This window comes from Bacillus sp. RCC_6_1 (genome assembly GCF_041360755.1).
Lineage (GTDB): Bacteria > Bacillota > Bacilli > Bacillales > Bacillaceae_G > Bacillus_A > Bacillus_A cereus.
In genome coordinates, this window is the sequence record NZ_JBFUPV010000001.1 from 257,065 (window position 1) to 271,037 (window position 13,973).

Here is a 13,973-nt window from a genome sequence, read left to right on the forward strand (position 1 = left end):
GTCCTATACTTGAATTATATCATGAAAAAAAGCCGGAAGAATACCAGCTTTTTTCTTCATGATTAATTTGTCACTTTAAACAAACGAATACTCTCTTCGTATGCAGCTTGTAGTTTTTTCGTAATTGGTCCTCTTTCACCAGCCCCGAACTGTTCATCACCAATTTGAACGACTGGGAATATTTCAAGTGGCGTCGCTGTAAAAAAGCACTCCTCAGCGTCATATACTTCTTGTAATGAAAACTCTCGTTCCTCTACATCGATATGTAACTCTTTCGCTAATGTAATTACGTAGTGACGTGTAATACCATGTAAAATGAAATGATCCGCTGGATGTGTAATCAACTTATTATTCTTCACGATAAAGAAATTGGAATGACACCCTTCAGTCACAATACCATCTCGTACTAATATTGCTTCTTGATACCCTTGTTCATTTATTTTGTTTTTGATCATGATATTAGGAAGCAAATTTAAAGATTTTATATGGCAAAACTTCCACCTGATGTCCTCTTCTACTGTCACCTTAATCCCTGCCTCCATTGAAGCAACTGGTCTTGGGAACGAAACAAGATTTGCAAAATATGTCGGTTGTAAATCTGATTCATATACATGATTGCGCGGTTGTGTACCTCTTGATATTTGTAAATATACATTCCCATCTTCTTGAAACTGATTTTTTTCAATCATTTGATATAACTCTTCTACTAATTCTTCCTTCGTAAATGGTGGAATTAGTTTTATTTCTGCCATAGAGTTAAAGAATCGTTCTAAATGTAAATCTAATAAATGTGGCTTCCCGTCATATAGTCTGAATACCTCGTATATACCATCACCAAATTGAAAGCCTCTCTCCTCTAATGGAATCATCGGCTGTTCTTCCTTCGTATTTACAATTCTTCCGTTAAATAAAATCCAATCTTTATGAGTAGCTTTCATTCTTCCCCACTCCTTTATCACATGATTGTTTTAATTGTACAACTTATCCACACTCAAAAGAAGGAATTTTCTGTATTTTAACAAACAAAAAAGTGCATCACTTATTTAAAGGGATGCACTCGACTATTCATTTACTTCAGAAAATATTTTTCAATATCATCTAACATAAGATTTGCAGCTACAATACCACCTGCTGTATTCCAAATCACTTCATCTACTTGGAATACTTTATTATTTTTAGAAGCCTGTAGTTGCTTAAAGAGTGGATCTTCTGTCCATTCCTTCGCTAACGAATTTCCTTCATTATTCTTATCTGCATCTTTATCAGACGTGAAATAGAATAAGTAGTCTCCGTCCATATTTGGAATCTGCTCTTTTGTAATTCCTTTTATCGCAAAATCATCTTTATCTTGTAATGGTGGTCGTTTAAATCCAATATCATTTAAAACAACACCCGAGAATGAGTTTTTTTGATAAATACGAACATCACCTGGCACGAAACGAATAATAGAAACTTTAGAATTCAATTTATTGCCTAACTTCTCTTTCATTCCTTCAATGCGTTTTTTATAATCATCAAGAGCTTTTTGCCCTTCTTTTTCTTTATTTACAGCTTTTGTATAAAGTGTAAAGTTTTCTTTCCAATCACCGCGTAATGTTTCTGCATAAACAGTTGGTGCGATTTCTTTTAGCTGATCATATATTTTTTCATGACGCATTTTATTTCCGATAATTAAATCTGGCTTAAGCTTCATTACAGCCTCTAAATTAATATCACGTTCAGTTCCTACAACTTCCGTGTTTTTTAACTCTTTCGCTAAATGAGGATACCATTCATCACCAGCACGTGGTTTCGTAGTCCCCACTGGCGTTACGCCCACAGCTAGGAGAGCCTCTGCGCCTTCATTTGTTAAAACAACAACTTTTTTAGGTGTACCATTTACTGTCGTTTCACCCATTGCATGCTTTACCGTATATGAATCTTTTGCTTTCGCTGATATATTATTTTCTTTTTTCTCTTCTTTACTACATCCTGCAATTACAACCATGAGTATCATAATGCAGAACATAATTAGTTTTTTAGTATGTATCATATGTCCTCCCTAGATGAAATCGATTATCATTAACATTTAAAGATTAATGTATCTTATATACATTGTCAATGTATATAAGAAAACTTTTTTAATATATACTATTTAGATTCTATCCGCTTTTCTAATGTTTCTTTTTAAAACATAGTGCATAAGTATGAAAATAAATGTTGTTATTAAAATGCGCATCCTTGTTATACATAACAAGGATACGCATCCATATTGCATTATCATTTCAATTCCTAATATTGAGTATATTTAATATGCGCTGGGTCATTATATACCCACTGGTTTCCACCAAGGTTTAACCAACCATTTTCATTTATATATACTAAATAAGATTCTGGAGAATTTAATTGGCGGATAACTGCAGATGTAGTTGATGGACCACTTCTTAAATTTACATTCATCCCTTGTATATATGCAACCCCAATCGGGCTTCCATCACTATTGCTTGTCTTTACAAAATTAATGTACGAAGGATCATTATACACCCATTGTCCATTCCCCAAATCTAGCCATCCGTTACTTTCCTGATATACAACGTAAGATTCTGGAGAATTTAATTGACGAATAACTGAGGAAGAAGTTGATGGACCATTTCTTAAATTTACATTTTTCCCAAGAATATAAGCGATTCCCTTCGTTTGAGGTGTCGGTTGTGGGTTAGGAGGTTGTGGATTTGGAGCTACTCCAAAAATAGCTGCTATTCCATTTGCATACGCTTGACTTAGATCTTCAATAAATTGTGGATTTTTTAATAAATTTGCATCAAACGCTGTATCAATAAAAGCAGTCTCAGTTAAAATTGCATCCATTGCGGTTTCTCTTAATACCGCATAATTTTCTTTTTTTGCTCCTCGATCACGAAGACCATATTTTGTTAATACAGGATTGACAGCTGTATGCATTTTTTGTTGCTTTGCATATGCAGTGCTGCTATTGGATAACGCATTATAAATATAACTTTCAAAACCTGTACCCCCGCCGCTATTAATATGAAATGAAATAAAATAATCCGCACTGAAAGCATTAGCAATATTAGCACGTTCAGATAAAGAAATAAACACATCACTATCACGTGTCATTTTAATTGTAATTGGGGAATTTACCGTTAAAATGTCTCGAACGCGTCTAGCAATTTGAAGTGTTAAGTTTTTTTCTACTAAACCATTACCAACAGCACCAGAATCATATCCACCGTGCCCTGCGTCTATAACAAGTTTCATTTTATTGCCCCGCCCCTTTCTTGTAATATGTTTGCATTTCTACTCGTCCTATTTTATGTGAAATGTACAGGTTCTGTTACAATTGCAAATAAAAAAACCGCCTTATGTAAGGCGGTTTCTATCATCTTGCTTTAACCAATTTAAAATAAATATATACGATTGATAGTGAACATAACGTATGCAAAATAAAATAAATAAAAATGCTATTCCAACACCACTATAAAGTAAACCAAACTTTAAAAAAACATTTACAAGTGGTGGAAAGTTCATTAAATTTTGTAATGTACTAAGCATACAAAACATAATGAAAAAGACAGGGATGTATTGTAATTCATACGGCTTTTTTTTCTTACTCATTCTTTTCCGAATGATTATATGACATAATTCTGCTACTATAAAGCACCCTCCAATTAATACAAGACCAGAAGTCATCGTCATACATCCACCTGCCTTATATTTATTGTATCGCATAAATAATCATCGTTATATTTTCTTTACATACTCTTCATCTTCTGAAGCAAAACCAAAACTCTCTATGAAAGACTTCGCCTTTTCTGTTAATTTCTCTTGTAGCACTTTTATTTCTTTCACATTTCTTTGTTTCATCATTTCTTCAAATGTAAAATACGTATTTGTACCATAACCGTAACCTTGGTAATCAAAATGAATAATTAGCTGTGATAAAACAGCCCGTTCCTCTTGTACACTATAATCTATTACACCAATATATGTATCATCAACTTTCACACAGTACTGTACCTTTTTCTCACCTAAACTATGCGATTTAAACATTTCTTTAACAACGCTTTCATTTTCTACAGTAACTTTCTCAAACGTAATCATATGTTGTCCATCCTTTTACTATTATTGTATCAATAATACTTCCTATTTATGAAAAAAACCTTAAGACCGTATGCGATCTTAAGGTTTTTCTAATTAAACTAAGCTATACGCACGTTTTGTTTCTTCATGGAACTTATTCGTATCGTATTTATGCTCAACATAAATTTGGTGCCATACCATAAACGCAAGTACAGTCCAAATTTTACGGCTATAATCGCCTTTATCTGCACAATGTGCTTCCAGTAAGTTTAATACATACTGTTTGTCGATTAAATGCTCTGTCTTACTTTCGTTTATAATATTTATAGCCCAATCATGCATTTCGTCTTTTAACCAGTGACGAATTGGTACTGGGAATCCAAGTTTTTTACGATCTAATACGTGATCTGGAACGATTCCGCGTGCTGCTTCACGTAAAATAGCTTTCGTAGTTCCGTTAGCAATCTTAAATTCAGTTGGAATTTTAGATGCAACATCGAATACTTCTTTATCTAAGAACGGTACACGAAGTTCTAATGAGTTTGCCATTGTCATTTTATCAGCTTTTAATAAAATGTCACCGCGTAACCATGTGAACATGTCAATGTACTGCATTTTACTTACATCATCATAATCTTTAATCTCGTTATACAATGGTTTCGTGATATCCATATAGTTAACACTTTCATTGTAATACTTCATTAATTCAGCTTTTTCTTCTTCACGGAAGATTTTAGCATTTCCATAGTAACGCTCTTCAATTGGTGTACATCCACGCTCTAGGAAGCTCTTACCTTTAAATCCTTCTTTAAGAGCACCACTTAATGCTTTTAGAACGCTCTTACCTGGGCTAGGAATGTAAGAGAACATTTTTAGTGAGTTTGGCTCACGGTAAATGTTATAACCACCAAATAGCTCGTCTGCGCCTTCACCTGAAAGAACAACTGTTACATGTTTACGTGCTTCTTTCGCAACGAAGTACAATGGTACAGCTGCTGGATCAGCTAAAGGATCATCCATATGCCAAATGATTTTTGGGAACTCATCCATAAATTCTTTCGCTGAAATGAATACGTTATGGTTTTTAACGCCTAATTTCTCAGCAGTTTCTTTCGCAACATCAACTTCACTGAAACCACGTTGCTCAAAACCAACAGAGAATGTTAAAAGATTTGGATTCATTTCTCTTGCGATAGAAGCGATGATAGATGAATCGATACCACCAGATAAGAATGAACCTACTGGTACATCACTACGCATATGCACTTTTACTGAATCATATAACACATCACGAATTGCTTGGATATGCTCCTCTTTCGTTGCACTTGAAGCGTTGAAATAAGGTTTCCAGTAGCGATGGATTTCCATCTCTTTACCGATTTCTTTTACGAAATAATGACCAGGCTCGATTTTATTAACATCAATTGTTAACGTTTCTGGCTCTGGACCATATTGGTACGTAAAGTAATGTTGTAGTGACGTTGGATTAACGCCTTTATCTTCCATCACATGCATAATACTTTTCTTCTCAGATGCGAAGAATGTAGTATCACCTTGTTGTGCGATGTATAAAGGTTTAATACCGAAGTGGTCACGTGCACCGAAAAGTTTCTTTTCCTCACGATCCCAAATCATAAATGCAAACATACCACGAAGGTAGTCTACACATTTTTCTTTCATATGTGCATACAATGCAATGATAACTTCTGTATCAGATTGCGTTGCAAACGTTGCACCTTTTTCAAGTAACATTTCACGTAATTCTACATAGTTGTAAATTTCACCATTAAAAATAATTACATATCGATCATTTTCATAAGTTAGCGGCTGATGTCCTGCCTCTAAGTCAATGATGCTTAAACGGCGGAAGCCAAATTGTACATGTTCATCACGAAAATATCCTTCGTCATCTGGACCACGGTGGAAAATCATCGTGTTCATATTTTCAAATTGATGTTTTTCTGTTTCTGAAAACTCTCTAGGGTTTTCACATAAACATCCTACAAAACCACACATACTTCTTACCCTCTTTCAGTTTTCATTCTGTCTCTATACTACTATATCAACCCTATTTATACTAGCATAATCAACTGAATATGGCGACCAAAAACTATAAAAAAATCACTCCATTTCACATTTTTAACAATTTTTTATGAAAACATGAAAACTAGGCACTCACCTTTCTCCGCTTTTGTCATATGATATTGCAAATTGATTTCTAGGAGGGAATACCATGAGTGAAGAAAAAAAAGATTCTTCTCGCCCACCGGTTCGTAATTACTTAAAGCAAATTGATGATTTCTTCGAGCAAACACCTCTTCGCAATGTAATCGCTGATTTAAATCATTTTTTCCAAAAAGGAAACCGTTTATTAACATTCCCTGTAGATTTATATGAAGTTGGTGAAGAACTCGTTGTTACAGCTGAACTACCAGGTATACAAAAAGAACAAATCCAAATTGAAATACAAAGTGAATACTTAAAAGTCTCTGTAAAAGAAGAGATACTTGAAGAGGAAGAAGAACAAACATCCCATAACTATTATCGCCGAGAACGTTCCATTTCAGAAGCATCAAGATTGATTAAATTGCCGTATTCAATTAATAAAAAAGCGGCAAAAGCTTCTTATCAAAACGGCGTATTAGAAATTCGGGCGCCGAAACTTCCCCAGCAACATGACATTTTATCGATAGACTAATGCAAAAAAATAAGGGTGCTATGCACCCTTATTTTTAACCCACTAATCGCTTCATATCACGTATAATGTCTTCGTATGGCGTATTACTAATGCCACTATACTTTTTCATTACTTTTCCGTTTTGATCAATTAAATAAAATGATGTACCATGCATGACCTGACCGTTCTCCGGCTTATCTACAAGTGATTGGAAATTATCTTTTGAAAACTTTGTAATATCTTCTAACGAATACCCCGTTAATAAATTCCAGTTACTAGTATCCTCTGTAAACTTTTGAATAAAAGCTTTCAGATTTTCTGGCTTATCAAGGTCTGGATCTACACTAAATGAAACAAACTGAACGTCTAATTTCTCTTCTTTTGCCATCTTTTGAAGCTTGGCCATATTTGCAGTCATTGGTGGACAAACTGTCTGACAATTTGTGAACATAAAATCTGCAACCCAAACTTTCCCTTTTAAATCTTTTGTACCAAATTGCTTTCCATCTTGATTTGTAAATTGGAAGGTTTCTAAATCCCAATTTAATGGTTTACGAAGCTTTGAACCTGATTCACTACATCCAGCAAGTACAAAGAGACAAAATACAACCATAAGACCAATTATTTTTTGATAACGCTTCATTTATAAACCTCTTTTCTCTATCCTAAATTTAAATAGGTTATGTTTATAATAACAAAAGTTAACACTACGAGAAAATTGTTTACTACATTTGTTCACGAAATCGTACGAATTTACGTATGTTACTTCTTTATTTCAAGCGAATTACTAGACAAAATATATTTTTTTACTATTATTTCTCTAAATAAAAGTGATAAAACTAATTTTATTGTTACTTTTGTAAATACCTCTCCCTATTTTTTAACAATTCCTTAAACATTAATCCATGTTTTACACTGTATTCCTTAACAACATTTCGGTACAATACAAATACAACGATTTTAAATGAGGTGATGTTCATGGCAAAGCGCTATGAAAATATGGATAATGTTAGTACAAAAAAATCAATTCGCTCTTTTTTACGCTGGCGTAAAGAACGAAAGCAAAACAAAAAAGATTTTTCTTTCTTAGTAGAACAATCACCCGTTAAACAAAGTGCATTTTTGCAAAGTAATGTTGAAAAAACGACTATCACATGGATTGGGCATTCCACTTTTCTTATCCAAACGAATGGACTTAATATATTAACAGATCCAGTATGGGCTAATAAATTAAAGCTAGTTCCAAGACTTACAGAACCTGGACTCTCTATAGAAGCACTACCTAAAATTGATATTGTCCTTATTTCACATGGTCATTATGATCATTTAGATTTTTCAACTCTTCGTCAGTTGAATGATGATGTTCTATATCTTGTACCTATTGGATTAAAAAAATTATTTACTCGTAAGAAATTTAAACATGTAGAAGAGTATAAATGGTGGGAAAGTACGATAATTAACGAAGTTTCTTTTCACTTCGTACCTGCTCAGCACTGGACGAGAAGATCCTTATTTGATATGAATACGTCTCACTGGGGCGGATGGATTATTGATAATGAAACGACTATGGAAACCATATATTTTTGTGGCGACAGTGGCTATTTCCAAGGTTTCAAAGAAATTGGTGAACGCTTTTTAATTGATATTGCTCTTATGCCCATTGGCGCTTATGAACCAGAATGGTTTATGAAAGTATCTCATGTTTCACCTGAAGAGGCCGTGCAAGCTTATTTAGATTTAAACGCTACACATTTTATACCAATGCATTACGGAGCTTTTGCACTCGCCGATGAAACACCTCGTGAAGCAATAACTAGACTTCGAAATAATTGGAATTTGCGCATGTTACCGTGGGAACAACTGCATGTACTCTTTTTAGGTCAAACTTTTATTTATAGTAACGCAACAAATGATAAGCAAATAAACGAAAAAATTGAAACTTTACATGTGTAACGTAATGACTGATTTTCTATATCCAACATATAATATAGAAAATCCTATAGTGAAACTTTAATTAGTGGGATTTCTTCATCCCCACTGATTATTTGCCTTCACCAATCAAGCTTTTACGGGCAGCCCGCTACCTAACCTCTTTGCTCCAGCTAAATTTGAGGTAGAGAGTTTTACTGTCCGCAAATAGCGGGATAAAGGGTGTTTTCTATGAATGAATATTTACAGACTCGCTATATCATTAGCGGTAGTGCCTGTGTAGCTCTTCTTATTTCTTACTTTCTATTTACATAAAAAAGCTACTTGAAATATATTTTCAAGTAGCTTTTTTATTACTCTGCTAAATACATAAATCCGATTGCGCCCGGACCTGTATGAGTACTAATAATAGGCGTTGTATAGAAAATTTCTGATTGAGCAAATCCACTCACTTTTTCAACCGCCGCTTTCATACTTTCAGCTAAAGGAATTGCTTTCGCATGCGGAATTGCAACAGCTTTTACGACTTTTCCAGCCGTATCTTGCTCAAATAACTTAGCTAATGTTTTTACAATTTGGCCTTGGCTACGAACTTTCGTTACAGGATTATAAACACCTTCTTCAAGACTAGCAATTGGCTTTATATTAAGTAGCGAACCGATAAACGCTTTTCCTTTACCGATACGTCCACCCTTCACTAAGTTTTCTAATGTATCCACTACTACATATAAACGAGTATTCTTTCTTACTTCATCTACACGTTTTAAAATTTCTTCTAGTGAGCGTCCGTCATTTGCCATTTTTGCAGCTTCAATTACTTGATATGCTAAAGCATGTGTAATAAATTGAGAATCAACAACTGTTACTTTTGTATCAGTCATTGATGCAGCGCTATTTGCAGTTGCTACAGTACCGCTCATTCCACTTGTCATATGGATAGAAAGGACTTCGCTTCCATCTTCCCCTAGCTTGTCATACATTTCTACAAATGTACCCATAGCTGGTTGTGATGTTTTTGGTAATTCCTCTGATTTAATCATTTCTTCAATAAATTCGTCAGGTTGTAAATCAACGCGATCTAAATATGTTTGTCCATTTACAGAGATTGATAATGGTAAAACATGAATGTCATACTTTTCGATTACGTCTTGTGATAAATCTGCCGTTGAATCTGTTACAATTTTAATTTTTTGCATACTATACTTCTTCCCTTTCCAATACGCTCTCCTTGTTATTATACTAGTATTCCCATTGCTTTCAACAATTTGGAACGAAATTTCATCAAATTAATTATATTTTCATATCTAAAATGAAAAAGACAGAGTTTACTAACCCTGTCCGTACTTCGTATCATGCATTTTTTTCAAGGGTATTTGTTTTATATACATTTAAATAATCATTCCACTTCAAACAATTTTGTAAATATTCACGGAAAGAATACGAAAATCTTGGGTGTTTTTGTCTTTGAATTTTTGCAATAAATAATTGAAGACGAGACTGAATTAGAAACGATAATGGATGCTGTGCCTGTAGGACAGGGATTTCGAATATTTTAATGCAATCCCCTGTTGAATGAGTGAAATAAAAACTTTTCGTAATCACAATATCAATCCTCTTTTTCATTGGATTTTTGAACTTCCTCTACTTTGCGCTGTAACACGTTGTTTAAAGTGGAGTAAAATCAGACTTATATGATTTCTGTAGTCCTTATGGCTAGAAGATTTATACTCTATTCATCTCCACCTAATTCACCTTCCCGTCCTAAATATCTCTGAGACGGGAATCTCATTATCCATCAATTGTTTAATACATTTAGTATAAGCTTATAAAAGCGCAAAGTTTGTCTAAATTTTGGAGATTCTATAATTTTTTTCTTCTATATATTGTATACGTTTATAGCTATAGTATAACAAATAAATAAAAAAGTGCCTTTATAACGAGGCACTTTTCGACTGCATTTCTTCTCTTTTCTTTTTCCTCTTACTAACAACCTTTGATAACGCAATACTTACTTCATAAATACAAATAAGCGGCACTGCAACTAAACTATGAGATAAAAAGTCTGGCGGTGATATACAAGATGCAATGATAATTAATGCTACGTAAGCATACCTTCTTATTTTTATTAAAAATTCCGCCGTAAGTATTCCAATACTAGTTAAAAACATTACAACGACTGGCAATTCAAAAATCACAGCAAATGGAACTGTTAAATTAAGTACAAAATGAAAATACTTTTCTGTCGTAAACATCGTATTAAACATTTCATTACCTATCGTAGTTAAAAAGTGAAATAGAAACGGCATTACAATGAAATATCCAAAACATAAACCTGCGAGAAATAATATAGACAATACCGGTATATACATTATTGTCATCTTTTGTTCATTTGGATGTAAACCCGGTTTTACAAATAACCAAATTTGTATAGCAGCAAAAGGAATTGTACAAACGATAGCAAATACTGTAGCAATCGAGAAAAAAATCCACAATACATCACTTGGACCGAGAACAGTTAATTTCATTGGTAAATCTTTTACAAGCCAAAAATAAATATCCTTTGTAAAAGTAAATCCAATAATTAAAAATAGTACAAAGGATAACACCGTATATATTACTCTTTTTCGAAGCTCAACAATATGTTCTACTACGCTCATTTCCCGATCTTCCATCTCGTTCACCACACTTTATTTATCCATTACAAGGAAAATACACTACATTTTTTCTTTCTTTTCCTTTTCTTGAAATGCGTCATCTGTCAATTCTTTCGTTGATTTTTTAAACTCTTTTAACGTTTCCCCTAAAGCCTTCCCGATTTCCGGCAATTTTTTAGGTCCAAATAAAATGAGTACTGCTACTAAAATTAAAATTAACCCTGGAAAGCCAATATTTGAAAACATTTCCCCATCCCCTTTATTAGTAGTTTCCTTGTCCTACTATTACATAATTTTATTTTGTCAAAAAAGTTTGAAAACGTCAACAAATCCATTGTCTTTTGTCAAAAAAATTCAAAAATATAATCAATTATACAAATTTCATTTTCTATTGCTCTTGTGTATGATATGGTAAGGGAAATGACATATTATTTTATGATAGTAGAAAGGATTTGCATTATGACTGAAAAAATGACACGAATGACCCAATTTGTAAAAGAAGAAATTGCAAATGCAATTACACATGGTATCGGTGCCATTTTAAGCATCCCTGCCTTAATCATATTGATTATTCATGCTTCTAAGCACGGTACCGCATCAGCTGTAGTTGCATTTACTGTTTATGGTGTAAGCATGTTCTTACTGTACTTGTTTTCAACATTGCTACATAGCATTCATCATCCTAAAGTAGAAAAAATATTTACTATTTTAGATCATTCAGCCATTTACTTATTGATTGCTGGCACGTATACTCCTTTTCTACTTATTACACTTCGTGGCCCATTAGGATGGACGTTGCTTGCTATAATATGGACACTAGCAATCGGAGGTATCGTCTTCAAAATTTTCTTTGTACGTCGCTTTATAAAGGCTTCAACTTTATGTTACATCATTATGGGTTGGCTCATAATCGTTGCCATTAAACCACTTTATGAAAATCTAACTGGACATGGTTTTTCACTACTTTTAGCAGGTGGAATTTTATATTCTGTCGGAGCTATATTCTTCCTTTGGGAAAAGCTACCTTTCAACCATGCCATATGGCACCTGTTCGTTTTAGGTGGTAGTGCGATGATGTTCTTCTGTGTACTCTTTTATGTCTTACCTACAGCATAATAAAAAAGGATTCAGCTTACTATAAGCTGAATCCTTTTTTATTACTTATGTAATTGTGATGCGATAACTTCCTGTGTATGCTTCGTTAATTCTTTAATATCCATATTCGCATAATCTTCAGGTGTAATCGGCTTAGAAATTGTTACTGTTGCATGAGCTGGCTTCATACGATTTCCATTCGCTTCAAACATCTTATATGTACCATCTAACGTTACAGGTAAAATTGCTACACCTGACTTTACTGCCAGATGAAAACTACCAGCCTTAAACTCTCCAACTTCGCCACCCTTACTTCTCGTTCCTTCAGGGAAAATTACGATAGAATGTCCATTCTTTAATAGTTCAATTCCATCTTTAATCGCTTGAAGAGATTGGCGACGATCGCTACGATCCATAAATACACAATTCATAAGTTCCATCCAAGTTGGTACAACTGGGAACTTTTTAATCTCTGCTTTTGAAACGAATCCAATTGGTTTATTTAAGTAACCTAGTAAAACAGGGATATCCATATTACTTTGGTGATTACTTACAACTAGTACTGGCTTGTCTTTCGGAACATTTTCAAGTCCTTTCACTTCTACTGCCCCTCCAGCTACACGTACCATTTTCTTACCAAACCAATTTGTCGTTTTATACACAGCATTATCTTTTTCTTTTGGCGCCATCGTATTTACTTGTCTTTTAAGACGCCACATTCTCGGTGTAATCGCAATTACGATTAAAATTAAATAAAAGATTTTAAAAAACGTTTGAATCATACAGAACCCCCACCTATTATCATTCCGACCTTCATTATACTAGACAAACGAAGGAAAAAGAAGAAAAAAAGTCCAAACAGCAAGTGTTTGGACTTTTTAAGCATTCTATATTAGAAACGTTTTGCTAATTCACGAGCATTAGCAATTGCTGCTTCTTTAATTTCTTGTGCTTTTTCAGGGTTTGCATTCATACCTTCAACTGCGATATATTCAGTATCATTTACACCGACAAATCCTAATACAGTCTTTAAGTGATTGCGACCGAAGTCTACAGCTGCGTATGCTCCTTCAGAATATACGCCACCTGTTGCCTGAATGTGAAGTGCTTTTTTACCTTCTAATAAGCCGACTGGACCATTTTCAGTATATTTGAATGTTTTACCTGCGATTGCTACGTTATCTAAGTATGCTTTTACTACTGGTGGATAGCTAAAGTTCCACATTGGAGTTACGAATACATAACGATCTGCATTCATAAATGTTTCTAAATTTGTGTTCATTGCTGCTACTTTTTGTTGTTGAACTTCAGTTAAAGCTTCAAAGCCTTCACCTGCTGCAAATTTACCCCAAGCAGCAAATACATCTGCATCAATTGCTGGTACTGTAGTATTGAATAAATCAATTGTTACAACTTCGTCTTGTGGATGTTCATTTTTATAAGCTTCGATGAAAGCTTCCCCTACTGCCCCTCCAGCTACACGTACCATTTTCTTACCAAACCAATTTGTCGTTTTATACACAGCATTATCTTTTTCT

The 13,973-nt window shown here is 33.9% G+C and carries 16 protein-coding genes; 3 read left to right on the top strand and 13 right to left on the bottom strand.

Annotated features, from left to right (window positions below):
- Positions 1-62: 62 nt before the first annotated feature.
- The 6 genes from dat to asnB form a co-directional block, all read right to left on the bottom strand.
- Positions 63-938 (bottom strand): D-amino-acid transaminase, encoded by an 876-nt coding sequence (gene dat / locus AB6801_RS01210; protein ID WP_000648368.1) that lies wholly within the window; start codon positions 936-938, stop codon positions 63-65.
- A 131-nt stretch (positions 939-1,069) separates the two neighbouring features.
- Positions 1,070-2,032 (bottom strand): ABC transporter substrate-binding protein, encoded by a 963-nt coding sequence (locus AB6801_RS01215; RefSeq protein ID WP_000581992.1) that lies wholly within the window; start codon positions 2,030-2,032, stop codon positions 1,070-1,072.
- A gap of 239 nt (positions 2,033-2,271) precedes the next feature.
- The gene (locus tag AB6801_RS01220) at positions 2,272-3,258 is read right to left on the bottom strand and encodes an N-acetylmuramoyl-L-alanine amidase (RefSeq protein ID WP_000779883.1); all 987 of its coding nucleotides are present in this window, start codon (positions 3,256-3,258) and stop codon (positions 2,272-2,274) included.
- Positions 3,259-3,360: 102 nt separating this feature from the next.
- The gene (locus tag AB6801_RS01225) at positions 3,361-3,690 is read right to left on the bottom strand and encodes a hypothetical protein (protein ID WP_000200458.1); all 330 of its coding nucleotides are present in this window, start codon (positions 3,688-3,690) and stop codon (positions 3,361-3,363) included.
- 51 nt (positions 3,691-3,741) lie between these two features.
- Entirely contained in the window at positions 3,742-4,101 is a 360-nt protein-coding gene (locus AB6801_RS01230; RefSeq protein ID WP_000627522.1) for a GNAT family N-acetyltransferase, read from the bottom strand.
- 93 nt (positions 4,102-4,194) lie between these two features.
- On the bottom strand, positions 4,195-6,096 hold the full coding sequence (gene asnB / locus AB6801_RS01235; protein WP_000333816.1) for an asparagine synthase (glutamine-hydrolyzing): 1,902 nt from the start codon (positions 6,094-6,096) through the stop codon (positions 4,195-4,197).
- A gap of 217 nt (positions 6,097-6,313) precedes the next feature.
- Here asnB and AB6801_RS01240 point away from each other — a divergent pair, with 217 nt between their 5' ends.
- Entirely contained in the window at positions 6,314-6,778 is a 465-nt protein-coding gene (locus tag AB6801_RS01240; protein ID WP_001288085.1) for an Hsp20/alpha crystallin family protein, read from the top strand.
- Positions 6,779-6,812: 34 nt separating this feature from the next.
- Here the strand turns inward: AB6801_RS01240 and AB6801_RS01245 are convergent, their stop codons facing one another.
- Entirely contained in the window at positions 6,813-7,400 is a 588-nt protein-coding gene (locus AB6801_RS01245; protein WP_000833335.1) for an SCO family protein, read from the bottom strand.
- A 335-nt stretch (positions 7,401-7,735) separates the two neighbouring features.
- On the opposite strand from AB6801_RS01245, the gene AB6801_RS01250 reads away from it, so the two are divergent.
- Complete coding sequence (locus tag AB6801_RS01250; protein ID WP_001129631.1) at positions 7,736-8,710, top strand: MBL fold metallo-hydrolase; 975 nt, start codon at positions 7,736-7,738, stop codon at positions 8,708-8,710.
- Between the two features lie 329 nt (positions 8,711-9,039).
- Here the strand turns inward: AB6801_RS01250 and AB6801_RS01255 are convergent, their stop codons facing one another.
- The 4 genes from AB6801_RS01255 to AB6801_RS01270 form a co-directional block, all read right to left on the bottom strand.
- Positions 9,040-9,882 carry a DegV family protein gene (locus AB6801_RS01255; protein WP_001169472.1) on the bottom strand — a complete coding sequence of 281 codons (843 nt, stop codon included), beginning with the start codon at positions 9,880-9,882 and terminating at the stop codon, positions 9,040-9,042.
- Positions 9,883-10,036: 154 nt separating this feature from the next.
- On the bottom strand, positions 10,037-10,288 hold the full coding sequence (locus tag AB6801_RS01260) for a DUF2535 family protein (protein ID WP_000629013.1): 252 nt from the start codon (positions 10,286-10,288) through the stop codon (positions 10,037-10,039).
- 329 nt (positions 10,289-10,617) lie between these two features.
- Complete coding sequence (tatC, locus tag AB6801_RS01265) at positions 10,618-11,358, bottom strand: twin-arginine translocase subunit TatC (RefSeq protein ID WP_000390120.1); 741 nt, start codon at positions 11,356-11,358, stop codon at positions 10,618-10,620.
- 42 nt (positions 11,359-11,400) lie between these two features.
- Positions 11,401-11,586: a twin-arginine translocase TatA/TatE family subunit gene (locus AB6801_RS01270; RefSeq protein ID WP_000492443.1), complete on the bottom strand. Its 186-nt coding sequence runs from the start codon at positions 11,584-11,586 to the stop codon at positions 11,401-11,403.
- A 213-nt stretch (positions 11,587-11,799) separates the two neighbouring features.
- On the opposite strand from AB6801_RS01270, the gene trhA reads away from it, so the two are divergent.
- Complete coding sequence (gene trhA / locus AB6801_RS01275; RefSeq protein WP_000136889.1) at positions 11,800-12,456, top strand: PAQR family membrane homeostasis protein TrhA; 657 nt, start codon at positions 11,800-11,802, stop codon at positions 12,454-12,456.
- Positions 12,457-12,497: 41 nt separating this feature from the next.
- Here trhA and AB6801_RS01280 read toward each other — a convergent pair whose 3' ends face one another.
- A complete protein-coding gene (locus AB6801_RS01280; RefSeq protein WP_000616577.1) occupies positions 12,498-13,217 on the bottom strand; it encodes a lysophospholipid acyltransferase family protein in 720 nt (239 codons plus the stop codon).
- A gap of 110 nt (positions 13,218-13,327) precedes the next feature.
- On the bottom strand, positions 13,328-13,924 hold the full coding sequence (locus AB6801_RS01285) for an FMN-dependent NADH-azoreductase (protein ID WP_370941038.1): 597 nt from the start codon (positions 13,922-13,924) through the stop codon (positions 13,328-13,330).
- Positions 13,925-13,973 lie beyond the last annotated feature (49 nt).

Bases quoted from the DNA above. Each gene is read 5' to 3' on its own strand.
- dat (WP_000648368.1), bottom strand. From the start codon at position 938: ATGAAAGCTACTCATAAAGATTGGATTTTATTTAACGGAAGAATTGTA.
- AB6801_RS01215 (WP_000581992.1), bottom strand. From the start codon at position 2,032: ATGATACATACTAAAAAACTAATTATGTTCTGCATTATGATACTCATG.
- AB6801_RS01220 (WP_000779883.1), bottom strand. From the start codon at position 3,258: ATGAAACTTGTTATAGACGCAGGGCACGGTGGATATGATTCTGGTGCT.
- AB6801_RS01225 (WP_000200458.1), bottom strand. From the start codon at position 3,690: ATGACTTCTGGTCTTGTATTAATTGGAGGGTGCTTTATAGTAGCAGAA.
- AB6801_RS01230 (WP_000627522.1), bottom strand. From the start codon at position 4,101: ATGATTACGTTTGAGAAAGTTACTGTAGAAAATGAAAGCGTTGTTAAA.
- asnB (WP_000333816.1), bottom strand. From the start codon at position 6,096: ATGTGTGGTTTTGTAGGATGTTTATGTGAAAACCCTAGAGAGTTTTCA.
- AB6801_RS01240 (WP_001288085.1), top strand. From the start codon at position 6,314: ATGAGTGAAGAAAAAAAAGATTCTTCTCGCCCACCGGTTCGTAATTAC.
- AB6801_RS01245 (WP_000833335.1), bottom strand. From the start codon at position 7,400: ATGAAGCGTTATCAAAAAATAATTGGTCTTATGGTTGTATTTTGTCTC.
- AB6801_RS01250 (WP_001129631.1), top strand. From the start codon at position 7,736: ATGGCAAAGCGCTATGAAAATATGGATAATGTTAGTACAAAAAAATCA.
- AB6801_RS01255 (WP_001169472.1), bottom strand. From the start codon at position 9,882: ATGCAAAAAATTAAAATTGTAACAGATTCAACGGCAGATTTATCACAA.
- tatC (WP_000390120.1), bottom strand. From the start codon at position 11,358: ATGGAAGATCGGGAAATGAGCGTAGTAGAACATATTGTTGAGCTTCGA.
- AB6801_RS01270 (WP_000492443.1), bottom strand. From the start codon at position 11,586: ATGTTTTCAAATATTGGCTTTCCAGGGTTAATTTTAATTTTAGTAGCA.
- trhA (WP_000136889.1), top strand. From the start codon at position 11,800: ATGACTGAAAAAATGACACGAATGACCCAATTTGTAAAAGAAGAAATT.
- AB6801_RS01280 (WP_000616577.1), bottom strand. From the start codon at position 13,217: ATGATTCAAACGTTTTTTAAAATCTTTTATTTAATTTTAATCGTAATT.
- AB6801_RS01285 (WP_370941038.1), bottom strand. From the start codon at position 13,924: ATGGTACGTGTAGCTGGAGGGGCAGTAGGGGAAGCTTTCATCGAAGCT.